Here is a 24,211-nt window from a genome sequence, read left to right as displayed (position 1 = left end):
TCCTCCAACAATTTGGCCCCCTATTATGTTTGAAATATTTCTTTACTTTATAAGAAATATTTTTTTAGATATCTTCGATGAGATTTATGACTTTACAGGAGAAAACCGCATGATAGAAATCAGTCTTTAATCCTAAATAAGCAATATATGAACCTTCAAAAAACGCTACTCTACTTATTCATGTTATCCGCTTTGTGGTCTGGATGTAATCAAGGCACCGAGCAAAAGAAAAAAAATCCCATTGATTCATTGCATAAAAAAGCTTTAAAAGAGTGGAATAAAACCATACCGGGAAATTTCAGCGAGCAAACTGAACTAAGTTTTGATAGCGCACGATTGGATACATTCTTTAATGCGTATAAAAACCTGGGTCCCTACCAAGAAAAGGTAAGGAAGTTTTACCGGAACAGGAACTATCATTTCGCTTGGTTCGATGATAAAGGGCTCATTGAACAAGCAGGAAATTTAACTGACAGGATGCTTAATCTAAAAGACGAAGGAATTGATGGGGAACTTCCATATAGTAAACATTTGGATTCGTTGATAGACGCATACAGTCAGCATAAAGGAACTAAAATAACCAATGAGGAACTGGAATTCATGCTCACATCGCAGTACTTCCTCTTTGCCGATGTCGCTTGGCAGGGCATGGATGACGCCAATGTGAAAGCGAACGATTGGTTTGTTCCTAAGAAAAGAGTATCTTATTCCGACTATTTGGATAGTCTCCTAAAACATCCTGTTAATGAAACAGGCGCCTCTATCGAGCCTGTATACCGGCAGTACGAACAACTACGAGGATACCTGAAGAAATATAGGGAATTAGCGGCCAAACACAAATGGAATCCTATTATCGCCGACAAGAAAAGTTACAAAATCGGAGATTCATCCACCGTCCTTAGACAGATAAAGACACGATTGTTTCTTTTAGGCGATCATCAAGGAGATACCCTCACCAATTTATACGATAGTACACTATTTTCCGGTGTGAGATCTTTTCAATCCCGACATGGATTACGTCCTGATGGTGCAATTGGAAGCGGTACCATTAATGAGCTTAATGTACTTCCGGCAGCGCGCTTAAAGCAGATAGCCGTGAATATGGAGCGCAGTCGATGGCTACCGGTAAGTCTAAAAACCGATTATTTGGCCGTCAATATTCCCGAATTCAAATTGCACGTCTATCATGCAGATAGTTTGCTCTGGAGCTGTAACGTAGTGGTGGGCAAAGCCATGCATAAAACCGTTATCTTTCACGGTGACGTAAAATATGTTGTTTTCAGCCCCTACTGGAATGTGCCACCCAGTATCGTAAAGAACGAAATACTCCCTGGCATGCGGAGAGATCGTAACTATATTGCTAAACATAATATGGAAATCACAGGAAAAAGCGGTGGATTACCTAATGTCAGGCAAAAGCCCGGCCCCAAAAACTCGCTAGGTTTGGTAAAATTTCTATTCCCGAATAGTTATAATATTTATCTGCACGACAGTCCTGCAAAATCTTTGTACAACGAGTCCAGCAGAGCCTTTAGCCATGGTTGCATCCGAGTAAGCGAGCCGGAGAAATTAGCCAATTTCCTTCTAAGAAGCGATTCAACCTGGAATAAGGAATCCATCTATAAAGCCATGCATGCAGGAAAAGAAAAATACGTAACCTTAAAGAAAACGGTTCCGGTCTTTATTGCTTACTTTACTGCGTTCATTGATCGAGAGGGAAAGATTAACTTTAGAAAAGACATTTACGACCGGGACGACCGTTTAGCTAAAATGCTGCTTACTGAAAATAAATAACAAATGATTTAAGTATACTGACATAGGGTTGTCAATATACATTCTTTCTTTGTTTCAAAAAACAGAATATTATGGACTTGATAAAAGCATTAAAACAAGAATTGATAGGTGAGGCGGAAACCACTAGGAAGTTTCTGAAACTTATCCCCGAAGACAAATACGACTGGGCCCCGCACGAAAAAAGTATGAAAATGCAACATCTTGCGGTTCACATTGCTGAATTACCTTCTTGGATTGCTTTGGCTGTCGACACCGACGAATTGGATTTCGCTGTCAGCGGATATAGTCCTAAATCCTGCGCTAACAATGAAGAATTACTATCCATGTTTGAAGCATCCCTTCAACAAGGCAACGAGGCACTTAATAAGGTTCGTTTGGAGGATCTTGAAAAAAGATGGGTTTTACGTCAGGCAGAGAATATATTATGGGATGGTACTAAATATGGCATGATACGGCTTGCATTCAGTCAAACTTCCCATCATCGTGCACAGCTGGGAGTTTACTTAAGGCTACTGAATATTCCCATTCCGGGCAGCTACGGCCCTAGCGCAGACGAAGCAAAATTTTAATTTTAAGTATACTACCTCCCAGGCGGCACCTCGGAGGTAGTATTTGTGCTCAAAGCACGATTCTCGTGTTATACAACCTTTATATAAAGTATTATATTGGAAGAAATTTGTCAATTATTTTTGCCACTACAAATCTTTAGCTATTTTTGCATCATTATGATAGCAACTCCCCTTCGATAAACAAACTGGTATGAGTTTGTACGGATAGGAACAAATGTTTTACCCTATCTATTCACTTATTACATTTAGCGTTTACTAGAAAAGAGAAACGCATATCTGCTATAACTTACTATATTAAATGAAATCTACATCTCGCGCAGCTTTTGCGTTTATTTTTATTACGGTGCTTATTGACATCACCGGGATTGGCTTAATTTACCCTGTTTTACCGAAACTGATCTCCAACCTGATTCACGCCGACATAAGCATAGCAGCTGAATACGGCGGTTGGCTCACCTTTGCCTATGCGATGATGCAATTTATATGTGCTCCTATCATGGGCAACTTAAGTGATCGGTATGGCAGACGTCCTATCCTTCTTTTATCGCTCTTTGGATTCGGGATGGATTGTCTTTTGATGGCCTTCGCTCCTACTATCTGGTGGTTATTTTTAGGCCGCATTATAGCTGGCGCTATGGGCGCCAGCTATACCGTCGCTTCTGCCTATATTGCCGATATCAGCAGTCCTGAAAAACGCGCACAAAACTTTGGTTTAATCAGTGCAGCTTTTGGTGTTGGCTTTATTATCGGACCCGTTATAGGAGGACTACTAGGAAAATATGGTACACATGCCCCCTTTCTTGTAGCGGGGCTGCTTAGTTTTCTAAATTTATTGTACGGCTTCTTTGTTTTGCCTGAGTCTTTAAAAAAAGAAAATCAACGTCCATTCGATTGGTCTCGTGCTAACCCAATCGGTTCCTTCAAACATCTAAGTAAATTTCCCGCAGTTGCCGGACTCATACTTAGTTTGCTGCTAATCAACATTGCAGGCCACTCCATGGAAAGTATATGGTCGTTTTTTACGATCGAAAAATTCAAATGGAACGAACAGGAAATTGGTTATTCTCTTGGTTTTATGGGGGTGGCTTTTGCCGCTGTTCAAGCAGGTTTAACTCGTATTTTGTTACCTAAACTGGGGGAAAAACGTGCCATCGGCATTGGCATAATGCTCTATACGATTAGCTTAACGTTATTTGCTTTTGCTAGCCAAAGTTGGATGATGTACGCCTTCCTTATCCCTTATGCCTTAGGCGCGATTGCCAATCCTGCGCTTCAAGGTTTCTTATCCAACCAGATACCGGATAATGAGCAAGGTGAATTACAAGGCGGCTTAACGAGTTTAATGAGTATGGGCGCTATTATCGGACCACCGATTATGACCTTTTTATTCGCCAGATTTGCAGGGGCTAATGCACCGATATATTTTCCGGGAGCACCCTTTTCTTTCGCGGCCTTATTAATGTTCGCTAGCCTGCTACTCGTTTTCAAGAGTTTGAGGAAAGGGTAGCTTAACCCATCGATTCCCTAATTGTAATAATGGAATCGATGGTCTATTCAACGCAACTTGTCACCCTCTATTGCTCATAGCCAAAGCGCTTAAGGTAATTCTTCTTGCTTCGCCAGTCTGAAATTACCTTTACAAAAAGCTCTAAAAAAACCTTTTTCTGCAAGAACTCTTCAATGTCTTGTCGTGCATAGGTGCCCACTTTCTTGATCATACTCCCCCCCGTACCGATAATGATATTTTTTTGTGAATCACGCTCAACAATGATTTCTGCACTAATTCTGACCAATTGTTCCTCCTCCTTAAATGATGTGACAATTACCTCTGTACTATAAGGAATCTCCTTTTCATACAATTTAAAAATTTTTTCCCGAACCATTTCAGACACAAAAAAACGCTCCGATTTATCAGTGAGTTCGTCTTTTTCATAAAAAGGGGGGTGAACCGGTAAATGCTCCAGCACAAACTGGAAAACAGCCTGAATATTATGTCCTAAAAGAGCAGAAATGGCGAATATGGCGGTCGGATTTAGTGTCTCTTGCCAGTAGTTTATCTTCGCCTTTACATCGTCTTCATTTGATTTATCGATCTTATTTACTAAGACAACCACCGGCGAATCTGTTTTTTGTAGTTTTTCTATCACATCTGTTTCGTCATACTTTTCGTTAATATCAGTAACAAAAAGAATAATATCAGCATCCACTAACGATCCGTGAACAAAATTCATCATGGATTCTTGTAAACTGTAGGCAGGCTTGATAACACCGGGTGTATCTGAAAACACAATTTGGTAATCTTCCTCATTTACAATACCCAAAATACGATGCCTCGTTGTTTGTGCTTTAGGTGTAACAATGGACATCTTCTCGCCTACTAATGAGTTCATTAAGGTTGACTTACCAGCGTTTGGCTTCCCTACTATACTTACAAATCCAGCTCTGTGTGACATTTTTTTTAAATTTTATTTGCACAGCAAAGAAACAAAATATATCTTTGCACTCCAATCAAACGAAAACAAATATTGTTTTTCAGCAGTAGGAAAGCAATTTTAAAATAAAATATACTGCGGGGTGGAGCAGTTGGTAGCTCGTCGGGCTCATAACCCGAAGGTCGCACGTTCGAGTCGTGTCCCCGCTACTACAGTCGATCAAAATTTTGGTCGGCTTTTTTATTTTTGGCTTCCCTTATTCTCCGTTATTAAATCCCTATCTACATTCATCTTTTAAATTGCATAATAAAAGCAATTTACATAAGTTTGTGCTCCGCATACGTGTAAGTGTAACACGAGCAAGCTTTAGTTTCAAAAAGTAAAAATTTAAGTATATTATGTCAAATACATCCAAGATTATCTACACCAAAACCGATGAAGCTCCTGCTTTAGCAACTTACTCTCTACTTCCAATTGTTAAAGCTTTTACAGCATCATCCGGCATTGATGTAGAAACCAGAGATATTTCTTTGGCCGGCAGAATCCTCGCCGTCCTTCCGGAATTTCTTACTGAAGAGCAGAAAGTCTCTGACGCATTAACCGAATTAGGCGAATTAGCAACTCAACCGGAAGCCAATATCATTAAGCTTCCTAATATTAGCGCCTCTGTTCCTCAATTAAAAGCAGCTATCAAAGAGTTGCAAGCAAAAGGCTATAAATTACCTGATTATCCCGAAGAACCCAAAAACGACCAAGAAAAGGATATTAAAGCGAAATACGACAAAGTAAAAGGAAGTGCGGTGAATCCGGTATTACGGGAAGGAAATTCAGACCGCCGTGCACCAAAGGCAGTAAAAAACTACGCAAAAAAGCATCCTCATAGCATGGGAGCCTGGAGTGCCGCTTCAAAGTCGCACGTCGCAACCATGAGTAGCGGTGATTTCCGTCATAATGAGAAATCGTTAACAATTAACGAAGAAACGGACGTGAAAATAATTTTCACGGACAAACAAGGGAATCAAACCGTACTGAAAGAGAAAACGCATTTATTGGCAGGCGAGATTATCGACGCTACCGTTATGAGCAAGAAAGCACTCTTGTCTTTTTTGGATGCCCAAATCGCTGACGCTAAAGCAACGGGAGTTTTATTCTCGCTACACATGAAGGCAACGATGATGAAAGTTTCCGATCCGATTATTTTCGGACATGCGGTAAAAAGCTTTTTTAAGGATGTTTTCGCGCAATACGGTGAAGATCTTAAAGCTGTTGGAGCCAATCCAAACAGTGGTTTAGGGGATGTATTAAGCGCTATAGATAAACTTCCCGGCGACAAAAAAGAAGCAATAAACAACGCGATACAGAACGTATTGTCTAATGGTCCTGCCCTTGCTATGGTCAATTCAGACAAGGGAATAACCAATCTTCATGTTCCGAGCGATGTAATTGTTGATGCATCCATGCCTGCCATGATCAGAAGTTCAGGGCAAATGTGGAATGCTGACGGTAAGCTTCAAGACACCAAAGCGGTTATTCCTGACAGTAGCTATGCAGGAGTTTATGATGCAACCATCGAGTTCTGTAAGAAAAATGGTGCTTTCGATCCGGCGACTATGGGTACGGTTCCCAATGTTGGTTTAATGGCACAAAAAGCGGAAGAATATGGGTCGCATGATAAGACCTTCGAAATTACCGGGGATGGTAAAGTTGAAGTCATTGACACCAAAGGAAACGTCTTATTAAGCCATGAGGTAGAAACGGGTGACATTTGGAGAATGTGCCAAGTAAAGGATGCCCCTGTTCGCGATTGGGTAAAGCTTGCTGTAACACGTGCACGCGCCTCTGAAACACCTGCTGTATTTTGGCTAGACGCGGAGCGCCCACACGATGCCGAGCTTATCAAAAAAGTAAATGCTTATTTACCTGAATACGATACTACAGGCTTAGACATTCGCATATTATCACCTGTTAAAGCAACTGAGTTCACATTAGAACGAGTTAAAGCAGGACAAGATACAATTTCTGTAACGGGCAATGTGCTTCGCGATTATTTGACGGATTTATTCCCAATCCTTGAGCTTGGAACGAGTGCAAAAATGTTATCCATTGTCCCCTTAATGAATGGTGGCGGGCTCTTTGAAACCGGGGCCGGTGGATCTGCTCCAAAACATGTTGAGCAATTCCTGGACGAAGGCCATTTACGATGGGATTCATTAGGTGAATTCCTTGCACTCGCTGTTTCACTAGAACATCTAGGAACAAATTATAACAACCCTAAAGCCCTTGTGCTTGCAGATACCTTAGACCAAGCAACCGGCAAACTTTTAGATAACCAAAAATCACCATCTAGAAAGGCCGGCGAACTTGATAACCGGGGGAGCCACTTCTATTTAGCTTTATACTGGGCCGAAGCACTAGCTGCACAGGATCAGGACACTGAGCTGAAAGCACAGTTTGCTGATTTGGCAGAAAAGCTAATTAGTAATGAAGGCAAAATTAATGAAGAGCTAAACGCTTCTCAAGGCAAAAAGGTAGATATAGGAGGATATTATGCGCCTGACGATACGCTGGCCTCAAGAGCTATGCGTCCGAGTGCAACACTTAACGAAATAATTAATAGCCTAGTATCGCATTAAGCTTTGCGATCAAATAAAAAAGGAGGTGTAAAACATCTCCTTTTTTATTTAGGGTTCTTTTCGTTTCTGCTATTTTTCAAAAAAACTGTTGATTCCCGCGATTTTTCCGTAACTTTATAGTATACCAATGCTATGTATTATGAAGTCGATCATTATAGCAACGGATTTTTCAAAAGCAGCATATGCTGCAGCATGTTACGCTGCTCATCTAAGCGCAAGTCTCCTTGTTGACACCCTCATTATTTATCATTCATACGATAATGAATTGTATGTAACAACAGACATTCCAATTCCTAACCGACAGCAACTTCAAACACAGCGTGAGAAATCATTAATTGCACTGGAGGAACTACGGGTAGCGCTCAAAAAAATTGCCCCAAAATCAATCAGTATAAAATCGGAAGCAAATGACCAGACATTGGTTTCAGGCATTGAAACAATGATTGCGGAAAATCAAACAGAATTAATTGTGATTGGCACAACAGGCAAAAGTAATCTTGAACAAGTATTAATGGGGAGTAATGCTCTAACTGTAGCTAAAGAAATCAGCACGCCCGTACTACTCGTACCTGCCACACACACGTTCAGTCCGCCGAAACAAGCCGTTCTTGCTTGCGATTTGAAACACACGGAAGACACACTTCCCCTGGAACATATCCGTCATTTTGTTAGTACCCTGAGCTTAAAGCTTCATATCCTTAACATACAACCCACCGCATCTGAACCAATTGCCGACACTATACCTGAGCAATACAAGCTTCACGAGTTGCTGGATGATTTGAATCCGACATATAACTATATTGATCACGAAGATACGGCCTCAGCGATTATTCACTTTGCAAATGAACATGATATAGATCTGGTTATTTCTGTAAGAAAAAGCTACGGGTTCTTCAGGGATTTATTCCACAAAAGTATTACGAAAAAACTGGCTTTTAAAACTACGATACCACTCCTCTTGCTCGGCAAAAAATAAAGTAAGTTCAAAAAAGTCAAAGGCTAAATAAATGAGCTTCAAGCGAGAAAAAACGTTCCAAAACCGTGCGAAAAAAACTGCAAAAACTTGTGCTCTTTTATTCGCCAATATTCGTATTTTAGCCACACGGATAGATTATGGAAAGCAATCACACAGAAGATATATTAAATAATAAGGGTCAACTATTTAGAATTACCTACCAACACCTCGATTATTATTTTAGGGTAATTAAACCAACGAAAATCACCGCCTCAACTAATGAGATTGAAATTTTGCTGGATGAAAACACCTATGTTATCGAGCGGGAGGGCCGCACATGGGTATTCAAAGGAGCTGGCTTAGATAGTGACTTTGCGAATGCAATCGGCAGACTAATCTGTCTACGATACCGCCTTTAAGTTTATTAAGAGCTTATACTACTTACCTTGACACAATTAAAGAACATAAGTAGCAAGACATAAGACTACAGGATATGTGATAGAATAATATAGTCGTCTTGCTACCCGATACCTATGTCCTGTTGCCTTGTACTTATGTCTTGCTACTTGATCATACAATATATCCATCATAGCCTAACAATGTCAATCCTTATCCTTAACTTTGCGGCTTTATGAGACGTCTCTCGTCAAAATCGGAGAGATGGGAAACAACACTTAAGGGATAAAGGGAACAAAATGTCTAATATCATTGCCATAGTCGGCCGACCAAACGTTGGCAAGTCAACATTATATAATCGTTTAACAGAAAGTAGAAAAGCAATCGTGGATGACATGAGCGGGGTAACTCGCGATCGGCATTATGGTCAAGCTGAATGGGTGGGAAAAACTTTTACGGTCATTGATACAGGCGGATATGTGCATGGGTCTGAGGACATTTTCGAAGCTGCTATCCGAGAACAAGTGTTAATAGCCATTGAAGAAGCATCGGTCATTTTATTCATGGTTGATGTAACTGTCGGAATCACCGATTTGGATGACGATATAGCGCATCTATTACGTCGCTCAAATAAACCCGTTTTTGTCGTTGTCAATAAAGTTGACCACCATCAACTACATACGGATGCGTCCACTTTCTATGCTTTAGGACTAGGTGAAATCTACAATATTTCTTCCATGACCGGTTCAGGCACCGGCGAACTATTGGATGAAGTCGTAAAACACTTTGACGAAGTGCAGGAAGATGAAGGCAGCCTACCCAAATATGCAATTGTTGGTCGGCCTAATGTCGGCAAATCATCCTTCATTAATGCCTTAATAGGCAAAGAACGCAATATCGTAACGCCTATTGCCGGCACAACACGAGATTCAATACAAATTCACTACAATCAATTTGGGCACGAATTCATGTTAATAGACACCGCCGGACTGCGTCGAAAAACAAAAGTGAAGGAGAATATTGAGTTTTATTCGGTCATGCGTACCATTAAAGCATTAGAAGAAGCGGACGTTGTTATTCTTATGATCGATGCGACTGAAGGACTAGAATCACAAGATGTAAATATTTTCCATTTAGCAGAAAAAAACAAAAAAGGTGTTGTGTTGCTCGTAAACAAATGGGATTTAGTAGACAAGGATCATAAAACCCTTAAAAGATTTGAAGAGGAGATCAGAAATAAAACGGCTCCATTCACGGATTATCCCATTGTCTTTACGTCTGTTATCGAAAAACAACGGATCTTTAAAGCAATAGAAGTAGCAACAAAGGTTTACGAGAATAAGTATAAGAAAATCTCGACTTCGAAGCTGAACGATGTTATGCTTCCCATTATCGAGAATTATCCACCCCCAGCAACTAAAGGAAAGTACATCAAAATCAAATATGTTACGCAAATTACAGGACGATCACCTATGTTTGCTTTTTTCTGTAATCTCCCGCAATATATTAAAGATCCATATAAACGCTTTATCGAAAATAAATTACGTGAGCATTTCGATTTCACCGGCGTACCGATTCAGATATTTTTCCGACAAAAATAAGGCTATTCTATCGTTTTATTGGTATGTAAGCAGATTATCATTATCTTTATCGGGCAGACCAATTGAGATTAAAACTGAGGCTATTTATCGGTAGCGTTGGTATTTTCCTCGAAAACCGAAAGCTTATTTTTTATCAACATGTCTAATCTCGTAACAATAAAGGATATAGCTCGGGCACTGAATATATCTGTTTCAACCGTTTCGAGGGCACTACGAGATGCCCATGACGTAAGTTTGGAAACCAAAAGTAAGGTCGAAGCAATGGCAACCGCCCTACACTACAAACCGAACTTTAATGCCATGGGCTTAGCTAACGGAAAATCCCACAATATCGGCATTGTGTTGCCATTTATAACTAATTACTATTTTTCTACAGTTATTACAGGCATACAGGAAGCCGCCTATAATAATGGGTATAATATCGTACTTTATGTAACAAACGATTCGCCGGAGCGAGAACTGGCAATTATCAACAATCTTTCTATTGCGAATTTAGACGGCCTTTTAATTTCTACCTGTTGTAAAACCGGCGATCACTTACAGCACCTTCTTCGTAATAAAATACCTATTGTATTTTTTGATAGAGTAATTGAAAAGGTAGAAACTTCCAAGGTGGTACAAGATGACTACAATGGAGCTTTTCTTGCCACCAGTCATTTGGTTGAGCAAGGCTACACCAAAATAGCACATATCGCCGGCCCCAGAAATCTTCCATTAACGGAAAAGCGGCTAACAGGCTACCTTGACGCCTTAAAAAAACATTGTCTACCCATTAGAGAAGAGTGGATTATCGCTTCTGGATTTTCACAAGAATGTGGTGAGTCAGACGCAATGGAATTGCTACAGTTGGCAAAAAACATGAAACCGAATGCTATTTTCGCCGTAAACGACAGAAAGGCTGTCGGAGCAAGTATAACCCTGAAGAAGCAGGGTATAACAATTGGAAAAGAAATAGGGATCATCGGTTTCACCAATGATCCTATTTCCTGTTTAGTAAGTCCAAGTATCAGTACGGTCGCTGAACCCGCTTTTGATATCGGCTTCATAAGTTGTGAATTGCTTTTAAAACATATAACTAAAAAGCAAACTCCTTGGCAGGAGATTATACTACCTGCAGAATTAATCGTCAGAGAGTCGACACAAAGAGCTTAAAGCGAAAATCCTACTTATTTTAATAAACTTGCAGCTGCTTCGTCTAGATATAACGAACAGCTAGCATGTTTCTGCAGAATACTGGCAGGATAAGCATTGCTAACATTTTGTTCAACGCTATCTTTAACGGCTTGCGCTTTTCTGGCGTCCGGTACTGAGCAAATGATATGCTTTGACTTACAGATTTGCCGCACCGACATGCTGATAGCCTTTGAGGGCACCTCATCAAGCGAGTTAAACCAGCCCTCTCCTAATTGCTGCATCCGACATTGCTTGTCCAAGATAACTTCCAAATAAGGCTCTTCCGTATCAAAATCAGCTGGTGGGTCATTAAATGCCAAATGCCCGTTTTCCCCAATCCCTACCAAGGCCACGTCAATCGGATGTTGACGAATCAAGTCGTTCAGTTCTTTTCGTACCTCGCCCGAATCCGACTCTCCGTCAATTAAATAAGCCGCTTTCAGCGACGGAACATGAGCAAGAAAGCGCTCCTTCAAGTACTTCCGAAAACTGGCGGGGTGACTGATCGGTAGATTAATGTATTCATCTAAATGAAACATTGTAACCTTTGACCAGTCCACCTGCTCTTTTATCAACTGATTAATCGTTTCAAATTGACTGGTACCTGTTGCTAAAATTATATTAGCAAATCCCTTCTCATTAATCGCTTCATTAATTAATTTGGCAGCTTCTTTCCCGGCAGCCTGCCCCAGTTCCCTTGGGTCTTTTAATATACGAATATCCATAGTTTTTATTTTCTACATATGTTATGATTGTATCCATTACCAATACTAAACCCTTGCGCCCGTTGTTGCTCCTTCCGCTAACGACATATCTAAGGGTTGATTTTCCTTCCACTTGCCGGAAGTAAAATCCGGTATACGGATGGGTTTGCTTCCGTTTGCTACTGACCATTCGCTCAAAGGACCGATAACACTCCAGCTCGCTGCATCGTAAACATCCATATCTAGCGGTAAACCATTTCGGAGGCAGTCGATCAAACGCCAATCCATCATAAAATCCATTCCTCCATGTCCACCGATTTTTTTCGCCAATTCGCCTATCTTTTTCACGATGGGAGGCGTGTACTTTTCTTCCAGCAACTTCATTTCCTTGTCTTCTAACCACCCTTCATGGCTTGTAGCAATCTTGCCGGGTAGTGGATATTTTTGTGCCGTCGCCTTTGTTCCACTCAATAGATGGATACGGGAGTACGGTCTTGGTGATGACACATCGTGTTGCAGCATAATGGTCCGTCCCTTCCCTGTCCGTATAGTACTCGTATTGATATTTCCCCTAAAAGGACTGTTGATGAATTCTTTGAAACTTGAATCCTCCTTAGCCTTCTCTTCGGCTAAAGGCTTCAAGAGAAAATCATTGGACGACATAGACACCATATAGTCCAAATAATCTCCGCGATTTATATCCATTGCCTGACAAACAGGACCTATACCATGTGTCGGATATAGATCACCGTTCCGTTTTGCATTCTCCCGTAAACGCCAGAGATTCCATCTAGCGTCTTTATCAAAAAAACTATCTAAAATATCGTGTATATACGCCCCTTCACCATGAATGAGTTCCCCGAAGAAACCTTGCCGAACCATATTGAGCGTTAACAATTCAAAGAAATCGTAACAACAGTTTTCAAGCATCATACAATGCTTCTTCGTTTTCTCCGATGTTTCTACCAGTTTCCAACAATCTTCAACGGTAGTTGCTGCAGGAATCTCGACCGCTACATGTTTTCCATGTTCCATTGCGTAAACTGCAACCGGTGTATGAAGAGCCCAGTGCGTACAAACATAAATCAGATCTATATCATCCCGATCGCACACATGCTTCCAAGCTTCGGCACCATCATGATACAAAGTGGCTTCATGCCCCGGAAATTGAATACGATCCTTCGCTTTTTTTGCTTGCTCGGGACGTATGTCACATATCGCTTTAATCTCTACACCATCCAACCTACTAATACGTTCAACTGCCGCACCTCCTCGATTTCCCACACCTATGAATCCAATTCGTACAACATTCATCTTAGGCGCTGCATAGCCACACATATTGAATGTTTGGTGATGATCTTTTTGACTCGCTTTTAGAATGTGCATCAATGCCCCATCTTCCTCCTTTGCTTTCGAACCATCTTTATCATTACATGCACTTAACCCTGTTCCACCCACTACGCCAAGGCCCGTTATCCCTGCATATTTTAAAAAATCTCTACGGTTACTTTTCATATTATTTTAGTATTTAACATTAGTTAATGATAAAATTGATATTATGTTCCTGATCCCATCTTGCCTTCAAAACAGCTATTTCTTTCTCCAACTGCTGTTTTGTTTCAAGGTCAATCAACCTACCCGACATACTTCGAGCACGAACAAATTCTATGGCCTCCGCTTTACTTAAACCGGCCATCGTCATGATATCTCCCCAGTAAAGGACACCCGGAAGATGAATAGACATACTATAATAATCTACGCCCTCTCTACTATCAAAAATATAGCTATAAGGCGAGTCATAAAGCACTAAAGACTTCAAATTGTGCATCGTGGAGAAAAGCAGCGCCGCTACACTTGGTTCTTTAAAACAGACAAAGGTCAATGATCCAAATTGCTGATCGATTAGCCATCTATACACGACTTGCATATCCGAGAACCACTCGCCAAGCGCGGTTCGTCCCAACCATAAAGCCGAGCGTGCCAATGTATGGAAAGGAGGCAGATGTTCGTCTAATTTTAACGCTGCAGGCGACCCTTGTTCACCTAAACCCCAAAGATCTACTAATAGTAACATGCTCCCTTCCTCGAAGGCCTGCTCTAGTAGTTGAAGAGGAATTGCTTCTTTTCCCTCCCCATGAAAGAATACTTTACAAGATGTGGTACAGCCCTTGGCCGGCTCATATAAAAGCAAAGGTATTTTCTGGTTATTGGTGCATTCCAAAACGACTTTTTGCCACAGCCCTTCTTTTCCTTTTTTTATAATCTGTCTAAGTTTTTTGTCCTCAATGTGTCCAAGTACATCCTCTAGTTCTTTAAGCTTATCCGGAATCGATGCCTCATCCAATAAACTTTTGCTGTGTAAGATCGATCCTCGTTCACGACAAAAATGTTCAGTAGTTTCCACAAATACCGGCCTCGCATGATGGTAGGTTATCAATACTTCCTGATCGATTTCTTTGCTAATCGCATCTTCCATTCTATGCACCTGTTTTCTACTATTTGTTAAATGAAGATCAAACCAATCGACAGCGGCTCGAAGCATTTCTACTGAATAGGTATGTTCTTGATCAAATAATTCATATGCCAACTTCTCTTTTGCTCCCAATTTAGCATATATCGCTTCTGCATATTTATAACAATTTAGCATCTGACTATGATAAAAGGAGGGATTATCTTCTCTTAATGCGCTCAATACCTTAAGTGCCCTGGGTGCTATCAATCCTAACGCATGTGATTCTTCCAAAAAAGTCAAGCCATTTGGCAATAGCTCACAAACACAATTACTATTCATCACATAAGATTCAAAGGTCCCCACACTTACTACGGGAACAACTGCTTTAATGCGCTCATCTAAAGCCGCTAACCACATGGCCTGGTTTCCTCCCCCACTTGCGCCGGTAACACCTATTCGCTGTGTATCTACCATGGGGAGCGAGCACAAAAAATCCAACGCTCTCACATTGTCGGTCAGTTGCATGCCCATTAAGGTTTCTCCTATATTAAATAGGGATGCCCCTAAGTTGCCACCATGATATTCCTCTTGATGCGCCACGCTGCCCCGTTCGCCGGCCCCCCAAGCATCCATGGTCAATACAATATAACCAGCGTTTACTAAACCAAGTGCTACTTGACGAAATAGGCCAGCATTTCTTGCTCCGGCCCAATGTCCGTGGGCAACTAAAATTGCCGGTAACCGCCCTTCTATTTTTGGCAGATATAGATTCGCAGTAGCATAAACAGACGGTCTGGTCTGAAAGGCAATATTTTTGATATGAAAAGTTGACCGCTCAATTTTGGCCGTTTCTTTCACATCAAAGTCTAAGGTCTTGAAAAAACTTAGGTTAGCTTCTTTAATGACCTTTTGCCTTAGAGCCGGCGCAATGTCCTTCCATTCTTTTCTTTTATTTGCAGACAAGCAATGGTTAGACGCGCGCGATGCCAAGTCCCGATAATGTTCCAGGATATAATCATTCGCTGCTTCCTTTTCTTCAAATACCGCGGGAACTTGCACTTGCTGACGCATTGATATTATCACCTTTCGTTAATTTGATCATTAATCCACATCCCACCATACACGGGTAGCGGCGTTATCGGGGCCTCCTAATAACTTCTTCCCTTCTGCTAAGGCTGCACCATTTGTGGAAGCCTCCACTGACGAGTATGGCAGTCTTTTAATAAATGTCCCCACCGGCAAATCGGCGTTATCCGATTGTAAAAGCGGATACATCGTAGGGTAGCCCGTGCGCCTGAACTCTGCCCAAGCTTCTATCCCATCCGGAAACACGGCCAGCCATTTTTGTGTAGCAATCTGTGCTCGCTGCATAGCTTCGTTGTTGGCCCAGCGAACCGGTATTTCACTCACTGCTTGCGAATTTGCCTCATCACCCGGCGCCATAGGTCGAGCATCACTTTGTATGTAAGCATTGATTGTGGATGCATCATTAATACCCCATTGTTGCAGGCTTAATTCGATTCCTTTTTCATAATAACTTTGCGCCGTACCACCTCCCATATTCCATCCATTCAATATCCCCTCGGCTAATAAAAAATATGCTTCCGCGGCTGCCATTACCTCTTGCCTTGCACCTAATTGCGCAACCCATGCCGTATTATCCGTATTCCGTTGAACCCATTTCAGGCCTAAGTTTGAAGTCTGATTAGGCCTGTTTCCCGGCAGATTGATTGCCGTCGGTGAGGACCCATTACGAAGTCCTTTAAATTCTCCGGTGGCCACCGCTGCTTGAAAAAAAACAGGAAGCCGAGGATCCTGATAGCCCTTTAAGTATGACGCCATGGTAGAACTCATGCTAAATTCATTGTTTGCTGCATTAAAGGCCAAGCCATTGGCATCGTCTCCATTTAATGAGCGTTCGATGCTGGCGGTTTCACTATTAGCTACCATGACACCGCCAGCAACCGCAGCTTCCGCTTCTTGTTTTGCCCGGTCGGGAGCCACTTTGGATATACGCATAGCCATTCGCAATCGTAATGTATTCGCAAATCGAATCCATTTGGCAACATCGCCACCATAGATCAAGTCCTGACAACCAAAGATATTCGTTGCTGTACCGTTCTTTAAATTGGTGACGGCAGAATCAAGTCGCTTAAATAGGTCATCATAGATTGCTTCTTGCGAATCATAGGGAATGCTACTATCCGTACTACCGGCTTTAAAATAAGGAACAGGTCCATATTGATCGGTGTATCTATGAAAAACATAGGCTTTCATGATATTGGCCAAAGCATATTCCCCCGAACTCGGTTCTGTATTATCAAAGATTGCCTGAAGTTGAGGCATCGTAAGAACGTAGGTAATAATAGCAGGTCGGGAAAGCCAGCCATCATTCATGGCATATCGATCGGTAGTGAAACTGGTCGTTGTGAGCGCATAGTACTGCGCGTACAAGTCCGGCATTAAGATCGATATCGTCTGATAGTAAGGGCGATGTATGGTTGCTGCCGATTGTGCTCTCGAAAACATAAAAGGAAGCTCACGTGCACCGGCTTCGGTCAGTTTGGAAGGATTGGTATTAATTTCGTCGAAGTCGCCAGTACACCCTGCTATTGCCAGTAACCAAATGGATGCGACTATATAGATAGCTCTTATTTTCATAATTGCAGATTTTGATGATTAGAAAGATAGATTTACATTAAACCCGAAGCTGCGTGTGGACGGTAATATCCCACTTTCAATACCCTGAAAGTTGCTAGTTCCTATGGCTACCTCGGGGTCAACCGGCAAGGTTCTTTTTCCAATACCCGGAATATCGAGCTTTGATTTCCCGCGATAAAAAAAGAACAAATTCCGAGCCGTCAATGAAAAACGAGCCGTTTTAATAGGAGATCGTTTCATGTTCAACGTATAACCTACAGAGAGTTCTCGAAGTCGGAAATTGGTAGCATCATAAGTGAAAAATTCACCGTAGGCATTTGTACCTCCCTGCGAAACCTGAGTCCAAAGTTGTTCAGCGGATATAGCGGTCGTATTCCGGCTTCCATCTGCATGAACACCTGCTAAAACTAGCCCGCCATCCCGGTAAGCGGTCGTATAATCACCTAAACCAAAATAGGCTAACATAGCATCTGTTCCCGAAACAACGGTACCACCAACACGACCGTCAACCATAAAGGAGAAATTAAATTGTTTGTAATCGAACTGGTTCAACCAGCTTAACGTGTAGTCGGGATTAAAATTTCCGATCTTCTGCAATTGCTCGACGACAGGAAGACCATTCGCATTGATTTGATACTGTCCATCCTCATTTCTTGCCCACTTATAGCCATAAATATCCCCATAGGCTCCCCCGGGCTTGATTAATAAGCTCCCAAAATTGGTTGAAGGGGAAATGCTCGCTTGCTCAATTCCTGGAAGTAAGGATAACACCTTATTTCGATTCATCGCAAAATTCACGGTCGTATTCCAATTAAATCCTTCCTTTTTAACTGGATTACCCGTTAACATCAATTCCATACCTTTATTCTGAATATCACCTACATTAACATACTGATTATTGTAGCCAGATGGTTGAGGAAGTCCGATAAAGATTAATTGGTTTACGGTATTCGTTTTATAGACGGAAGCGTCCAAACCTAATCGCCCATCAAAAAATCGCCACTCAGTACCGATTTCCCATGCCTTTGTTTTTTCGGGTTTCAAGTTATCAATATATTTAATCTGATCACGTGCTACGAAACCACTACCGGCGCCCGGACTATAAGAATAGGTCTGTTGAAGCAAGTAAGGATCCGCATCATTTCCCACTTGTGTATAAGCTCCTCTCACCTTAGCATAACTCACCCATGATGGGAGCTGAACCATCTCAGAAAGCAGACCCGACAACCCAAAAGATGGATAAAAATAACTATGAGGTGCGGGCAGTGTGGACGACCAGTCGTTTCTTGCAGTGACATCCAGGTATAGTTGTTCCTTATAATTCAATTGCGCACTTCCGTAAACCGACTGGATTTCCTTCTTTGCCACGATGTTACTGAAAGCAGGTGTGCTCGCAAAATTTAAATCAAACATGTTCGGTATACGCAATCCATTCGCCAGAGCCTGCGTATTATAGCCGCTATTGTTCAAGACTGCTGCACCAATGTTATAGTTCACTCCAAAATCAGCTCCAATTTTATTCGTTCCCGATAAGAGGAAGTCTATATTGCGTTCCCACCTATTCACATTGTTCTCCTGATACCTGCCGCCGGTAAGCGTTGGAATAGGAAGCGTTCCGGCATAAAAAGAACCTGTTATTTTATCATCGTACCGATCTAAACTGAAGCGCCCCTGAGCAAACAACCAATCGGTCAATTGATATTTAACGGATCCAACCAACATGATACGATTGCGTTCTTCATTTAAAGACATGCGATAGATGTCCCAATAAGGATTTTGAAAAAAGGAACTGTTTGTCCAATATTTTGGTTGTGGTTGTAGCGTTTCCTCATTGATGGTTTCAAAATCCCTTAACTCTTCCGGAGATAGGTCCCGAGGCATAATGAGCGCCTCATTCGTTACACCATTGTCCCCTAATCGGGGTTTATTCTTTATTTTTTGATTGACATAGGTAAGTTTGATATCTGTCGTCAGCCCTGGTAGTATTTCATTGTTTAAGCGTAAATTCAGCGTATTTCTATCCAATCGATTTTTTGGAATAATACCGGTGATGATGTTATTGGTATAAGAAGCATAACCTTGCATCTTTCCGGTACCACCTGAAACGCTTATTGAATTATTCAGTGTCGTTCCGGTATCATAGAAATCACGAACATTATTTGGATATGTTTGCGTAGGCGCACCCCAACTTCCGGCCGCATCCGCTCCGAACACACCACCGTTACCCCTACCGAAACTGTTTTGTAGATCCATTAACAGCATAGGCTTATCTATTGCCACGCCTCCACTGTAATTAAGGCGTACAGCTCCCTCTTTACCTTTCTTAGTCGTGATCATGAGGGCGCCATTTGCAGCGCGGCTTCCGTAAAGTGCCGCCGCAGCCGGTCCTTTCAGCACAGTTACCGATTCTACATCTTCCGGATTGATACTTGCACCGCCATCACTTCCTGAATATCCGCTGCTTAAGCTCTTTTGCTGTGTAGCCACCGTGTTTGCCGATCCACCGCCCCCTTGTTCGGTGGTCATCGTATTATCGATGGGTACCCCATCTACCACAATCAATGCGTTATTGTTCCCGCTTATTGAACGGTTACCTCGTAAAACTACACGCACAGCGCCACCCGGTCCTGTGGCCGCGGGCGTAACAACCGCACCGGCTACCTTACCGTTTAAGGCATTCATTACATTGCCGCCAGGATCTTTAACGTTTGTCAGATCATTGTTTTTCAATTCTTGGGTGGCATAGGTTAGTGATCGTGTTTGTCGTTCTATACCCAATGCGGTAACAACAACTTCGCTTAATTGAGCAGCATCTTCTACCAAGGTGATATTTAGCATTTGATCGGAACTAATAGGCACTTCCTTAGACTGGTAACCAACGGAAGAAAAAACCAGTACATCACCCTCTTTTGCCGCTAAACTAAAATTTCCCTTGGTATCAGTAGAGGTACCGGTTTTCGCTCCTTTTACTTTTACACTTACACCGGGGATTGGTTGTCCGTCGCTTTGACTCTTAACGACGCCCCCTATGTTGCCGCGTTGCTGTGAACATACCACAATAGGCATTAAAAACACCATCCATATTTGCAAAAATGTTCGCAGAAAGGCTTTAAAAGGCAAGATTCTTTTCATAATTTCTCACTTAGGGTTGGTAATACGAAGGGATCTATCCCTTTGCATTATTCAAAAAAATGAGAAACCGCTCTGAATGGCAAAAATTTAGGAGGAAATCACCGAGAACGTTATCGAAAAACAAATCAGCGTTTCAACGCTTCTATGGTTCGTGCGAGCATATGGTCTGACCCGTTTTTTATCTTAAAATAGGCTTCACTCCCGAAGAAAAACCTCGCTATCAGCGCTTTCATATCGAGTTCTATGAGTTTACGAGCGACCTCAACTTCCCTTTTATTAAACTCGATTTCATTACGTCTTGCCAACTCCACGAAATTACTATATGTGTCCTTTGGTAAACTATAGTGAGTTAAAAAATGATCAATCGAAAAGTCCGCGGGAGTTGAAACCAGCCGGCTATAAACGTAATCATTTATCAGGTTAGTCTTCAGCACTTTTTTATAGAAGCTATTGGCACCCAGCGTATCGATCGGCACGTAAATATCCGGCATAATGCCCCCACCACCATAAATAGGGCGACCCGAACTCGTATGATAAAGCATTCCTTTCAATAAGGATGTATCAAGTGGACTAGTGTTTTCATTCTGGGTCAGTTCTCCGGAAATGTACCTCCGATTGATTTCGTTAAAATACTTTTCCAATCCGTCTTTATAGGATTTTTGGATACTCCTACCAGATGGAGTATAATATCTCGCAATCGTTAAATTAATGGCTGAACCATCGTCAAAATCAAATTGATCTTGAACAAGCCCTTTTCCGAAAGAACGTCTACCAACAACGATACCTCGATCTAAGTCTTGTACAGCTCCTGCCACAATTTCACTGGCCGATGCGGAACGTTCATCGATTAAAATGGCAAGCTCACCTTCTTCAAAAACACCATCCCCTTTTGAATAATATTCAGTTCGGGGTTCGTGAGCTCCTTGCGTATAAACCAACAACTTCTTTTCCTTAAAAAATTCGCTTGCCAAAGCCGTTGCTGCACGCAAATAGCCCCCGCCATTTTCCCTTAAATCGATAATGAGCTTATCCACACCATATTGCTTCATTCGATTTATATGTTTTCTAAAGTCACTGGCCGTTTGCGCACCAAAACGCTTAATTTTGATATAAGCAATAGCCGTGTCAATGATATAAGCTGCATCAATGCTACTTACGATGATCTTGTCGCGGATTACTTTAATCGGTTCTGTTAAATCGACCCCCTTTCGATTGATCCAGAGATTAACCGTACTGCCTCTTTTTCCCCGAACTCTTGCCGCAACCTCCTGTTCTTTCATATTTACACCGGAAATAGGTTTATCATCCACACCTATTAGCTTGTCGCCTATTTCCACACCAGCCTTCTCTGCAGGACCATTAGGCGTCAATGCCGTAATCATAAGTGTATCGCGAAGGCGATAGTATTCTAAGCCTATACCATCAAAACTGCCATTCAGTTCTTCTCCCATCGCCTTTGCAAGGCTAGGCGGCATATAGGTTGAATGTGGGTCCAGATGAGATAAAACTTGCTTAATCGCAAAATCCTGAAGAGTATCGATGCCCACTACGTCTACATACCGGTCATTTACAACTTGGATCAATCGTTGTAGCTTGCCACTTTTATCAACCAAAACGGAGGGTAGAATTCCTGAAGAATTTTTTGACTCCTCATCCACAAAACTTTGCCCCAACAATAAACCTACGAAAAGCACCCCGGCATAAGTGGCAGCGGTTAGTAAGTTTTTTCTAGTTTCGGGACTCATAGTGTTTTAGTGCTGCTAAGTTAACTATAATAAAGAAAATTCTAACAGAAAGGGAGGATTTTACAGGGATTTCGCTTTAGCATTTTTTTGTTTTAATAGCATAAATATGTGAGTTTATAGCACAAGTGAATATAGGTATCAGTATCAAGACTTAAGTTTCAAGACTATATTATTCTATCACCTATATCTATTGTCCTATGTCCTGCTACTTACCTGCCTGCCGGCAGGCAGGGGTCTTAGGTCCTTATCAAGACAACACTTCAGCTCGCAGCGTCTTATTGTATATCAAAGCAATTTTATCTAATTTTGTGTAGAATATTTGCATTATTGGACTGTCTTTTAACAAGCCTGTTAAACTACTCCGTTAACATACACCAGTCAATAAAATATTTATTACAGAAGAAAAGTTCTTTATTGGCAAAACACTGAACAAACAATGCACGAGATTGAACCCTTTTATCGTTGGCGAGACGACTACGTCGCATCAGAAGATGAACTTTCGCCCTTTTACGGTACCGAGTATAACGAATTTGAATTCGATAAGCAGATTTATAATTTTCTATTACATCCCCAATGGGATTACTTCGGTTCCAACACCTTGTATCTGAAGATACTTTTTGCTGATTATGATCATCAATATGCGATCATTGAAATGATTGGCGAATGGAATGATGCCATTAACAACGACATCATGTTACTTAAAAGAGAAGTTATCGAACTGATGATTGCGCAAGGAATTAACAAATTTATTCTCATAGGTGAAAACATATTGAATTTCCACGCTTCGGATGATTGCTATTATGAAGAATGGTTTCAGGAAATAGAGGATGGCTGGATTGCAGGACTTAACTTCAGACACCACGTAATTGATGAATTCAAAAATTCAAACATCGATTATTTTATCAATTTTGGCGGCCACCTAGACGAAATGAGCTGGCGTAACCATAAACCAATTCAAGTCTTTCGTGCCGTAGAAGAGCAATTAACGAAACGGCTCTACTAACTCTTTCAAATCCGGGTTTAGCTAAAAATTGACACTGCTTTTCATATAATACATCTCCTCTCTATCGTCTTCCCCGCTTGTAAGCGCTCTTTTCTCCAGATTTGCAAATGCAAGACATTTTCGTTAAGTTTGGTACAAAGCTTGCTCCTAAATCCAAAAAGATAATAAATTAAAGCATCATATTAAACCAATGGCCTATGAAGACTTTTGTTTTATTATTGGTTGCATCCTCTCTTTATGGCAATCATGTCTGTGCACAGGATTCCAGCAAACAAGTAGACAAGACGAAGTTGCCGGTTCCGAATGAAAAGGAGCAATTATTTTATCTACAACGCGATCCCAACAAGAACACGGTCGTTTATACGCTGAACAAAAAAGATGGTAAAATTGACGAAGATGAGCCCGTTAGCGCCTATTGGATCTTATATGAAGAAGATGGCGAGCGGAAAGATCTATCCTATATTCAACGAAAATTTGCCTATGGAATTGACCACAAAAAGGTAAGCGATAATGAATACGAAATCCGCTTAACTTCATGTAAAAGCATCCCCTTCCGTTTGGCTTATTGCCCTTTAAGCAAACAATATGAAGCCTTTACTTCCATTAACAATAAGCCGGCTATCGTTGAACGTATATTTGTGCGGATCAATGGTGGCTCGCTTTTTAAACCAAACGTTGATTATATTGAATTAATCTGCAAAGACAGCCAATCCGGTCAGAAACTTAAACATATGATCCCTATGGATGAATAGACGGCCAATAGACCGGACAGCAGCATTTTAAAAAATTCGCCTAACCACATCATTCAAATAACATTTGATAATCATCAAATTATTACCGACATTTGCAATGCTTATTGAGAAAGACGGAGGGATTAGACCCTGCGAAGTCTTGGCAACCTGTGCTTACAAGGTGCTACATTCTACCTGATTCAATATCGGGAAAGATAAGCAAAAGTCAT

At 41.4% G+C, this 24,211-nt stretch carries 17 protein-coding genes, 1 tRNA gene and 1 riboswitch; of the genes, 11 read left to right on the top strand and 7 right to left on the bottom strand.

Features of this window, described 5'->3' with window-relative positions; all coding sequences use genetic code 11:
* Positions 1-147 precede the first annotated feature (147 nt).
* From M1D52_RS04830 to M1D52_RS04820, 3 genes are all read left to right on the top strand, one after another.
* Positions 148-1,794, top strand: a complete 1,647-nt coding sequence (locus M1D52_RS04830) for a L,D-transpeptidase family protein (RefSeq protein ID WP_437364766.1) — start codon at positions 148-150, stop codon at positions 1,792-1,794.
* 71 nt (positions 1,795-1,865) lie between these two features.
* Positions 1,866-2,363, top strand: coding sequence for a DinB family protein (locus tag M1D52_RS04825; RefSeq protein ID WP_289552503.1), 498 nt, complete (start codon positions 1,866-1,868; stop codon positions 2,361-2,363).
* Between the two features lie 298 nt (positions 2,364-2,661).
* Positions 2,662-3,870, top strand: a complete 1,209-nt coding sequence (locus M1D52_RS04820) for a TCR/Tet family MFS transporter (protein ID WP_437394209.1) — start codon at positions 2,662-2,664, stop codon at positions 3,868-3,870.
* A gap of 67 nt (positions 3,871-3,937) precedes the next feature.
* Here the strand turns inward: M1D52_RS04820 and era are convergent, their stop codons facing one another.
* Positions 3,938-4,816, bottom strand: coding sequence for a GTPase Era (gene era / locus M1D52_RS04815; protein WP_437394210.1), 879 nt, complete (start codon positions 4,814-4,816; stop codon positions 3,938-3,940).
* 115 nt (positions 4,817-4,931) lie between these two features.
* Between era and M1D52_RS04810 the strand changes: the two genes are divergently transcribed.
* The 6 genes from M1D52_RS04810 (at position 4,932) to M1D52_RS04785 (ending at position 11,532) form a co-directional block, all read left to right on the top strand.
* Positions 4,932-5,004, top strand: a tRNA-Met gene (locus tag M1D52_RS04810).
* A gap of 189 nt (positions 5,005-5,193) precedes the next feature.
* A complete protein-coding gene (locus M1D52_RS04805; protein WP_437364770.1) occupies positions 5,194-7,428 on the top strand; it encodes an NADP-dependent isocitrate dehydrogenase in 2,235 nt (744 codons plus the stop codon).
* Positions 7,429-7,567: 139 nt separating this feature from the next.
* Positions 7,568-8,404: a universal stress protein gene (locus tag M1D52_RS04800; protein ID WP_377612883.1), complete on the top strand. Its 837-nt coding sequence runs from the start codon at positions 7,568-7,570 to the stop codon at positions 8,402-8,404.
* A gap of 137 nt (positions 8,405-8,541) precedes the next feature.
* The gene (locus tag M1D52_RS04795) at positions 8,542-8,802 is read left to right on the top strand and encodes a hypothetical protein (protein ID WP_013663679.1); all 261 of its coding nucleotides are present in this window, start codon (positions 8,542-8,544) and stop codon (positions 8,800-8,802) included.
* Positions 8,803-9,078: 276 nt separating this feature from the next.
* Positions 9,079-10,380 carry a ribosome biogenesis GTPase Der gene (der, locus tag M1D52_RS04790; RefSeq protein ID WP_437394211.1) on the top strand — a complete coding sequence of 434 codons (1,302 nt, stop codon included), beginning with the start codon at positions 9,079-9,081 and terminating at the stop codon, positions 10,378-10,380.
* A gap of 138 nt (positions 10,381-10,518) precedes the next feature.
* The gene (locus M1D52_RS04785) at positions 10,519-11,532 is read left to right on the top strand and encodes a LacI family DNA-binding transcriptional regulator (protein ID WP_437394212.1); all 1,014 of its coding nucleotides are present in this window, start codon (positions 10,519-10,521) and stop codon (positions 11,530-11,532) included.
* A gap of 14 nt (positions 11,533-11,546) precedes the next feature.
* On the opposite strand, the gene M1D52_RS04780 is transcribed toward M1D52_RS04785, so the two are convergent.
* The 6 genes from M1D52_RS04780 to M1D52_RS04755 all read right to left on the bottom strand — a co-directional run bounded on the left by M1D52_RS04780 (position 11,547) and on the right by M1D52_RS04755 (position 22,247).
* Positions 11,547-12,278 carry a glucosamine-6-phosphate deaminase gene (locus tag M1D52_RS04780; RefSeq protein ID WP_289552509.1) on the bottom strand — a complete coding sequence of 244 codons (732 nt, stop codon included), beginning with the start codon at positions 12,276-12,278 and terminating at the stop codon, positions 11,547-11,549.
* 45 nt (positions 12,279-12,323) lie between these two features.
* Entirely contained in the window at positions 12,324-13,772 is a 1,449-nt protein-coding gene (locus tag M1D52_RS04775; protein WP_437394213.1) for a Gfo/Idh/MocA family protein, read from the bottom strand.
* 19 nt (positions 13,773-13,791) lie between these two features.
* Entirely contained in the window at positions 13,792-15,780 is a 1,989-nt protein-coding gene (locus M1D52_RS04770) for an alpha/beta hydrolase family protein (RefSeq protein WP_437364779.1), read from the bottom strand.
* A gap of 30 nt (positions 15,781-15,810) precedes the next feature.
* Positions 15,811-17,370, bottom strand: a complete 1,560-nt coding sequence (locus M1D52_RS04765) for a SusD/RagB family nutrient-binding outer membrane lipoprotein (RefSeq protein WP_437394214.1) — start codon at positions 17,368-17,370, stop codon at positions 15,811-15,813.
* An 18-nt stretch (positions 17,371-17,388) separates the two neighbouring features.
* The gene (locus tag M1D52_RS04760) at positions 17,389-20,502 is read right to left on the bottom strand and encodes a SusC/RagA family TonB-linked outer membrane protein (protein WP_437364781.1); all 3,114 of its coding nucleotides are present in this window, start codon (positions 20,500-20,502) and stop codon (positions 17,389-17,391) included.
* A gap of 125 nt (positions 20,503-20,627) precedes the next feature.
* Positions 20,628-22,247, bottom strand: a complete 1,620-nt coding sequence (locus M1D52_RS04755) for a S41 family peptidase (RefSeq protein WP_013663687.1) — start codon at positions 22,245-22,247, stop codon at positions 20,628-20,630.
* A gap of 436 nt (positions 22,248-22,683) precedes the next feature.
* Between M1D52_RS04755 and M1D52_RS04750 the strand changes: the two genes are divergently transcribed.
* Together M1D52_RS04750 and M1D52_RS04745 are read left to right on the top strand one after the other, a co-directional pair.
* A complete protein-coding gene (locus M1D52_RS04750) occupies positions 22,684-23,250 on the top strand; it encodes a hypothetical protein (RefSeq protein WP_013663688.1) in 567 nt (188 codons plus the stop codon).
* Positions 23,251-23,447: 197 nt separating this feature from the next.
* A complete protein-coding gene (locus M1D52_RS04745; RefSeq protein WP_013663689.1) occupies positions 23,448-24,002 on the top strand; it encodes a DUF4833 domain-containing protein in 555 nt (184 codons plus the stop codon).
* 98 nt (positions 24,003-24,100) lie between these two features.
* Positions 24,101-24,203, top strand: a riboswitch (SAM riboswitch).
* The last annotated feature ends 8 nt before the right edge of the window (positions 24,204-24,211 follow it).

The organism is Olivibacter sp. SA151 (assembly GCF_054130995.1).
The sequence above is the reverse complement of the archived record's forward strand: the minus strand, read 5'-3'. Positions and strand labels throughout refer to the sequence as shown.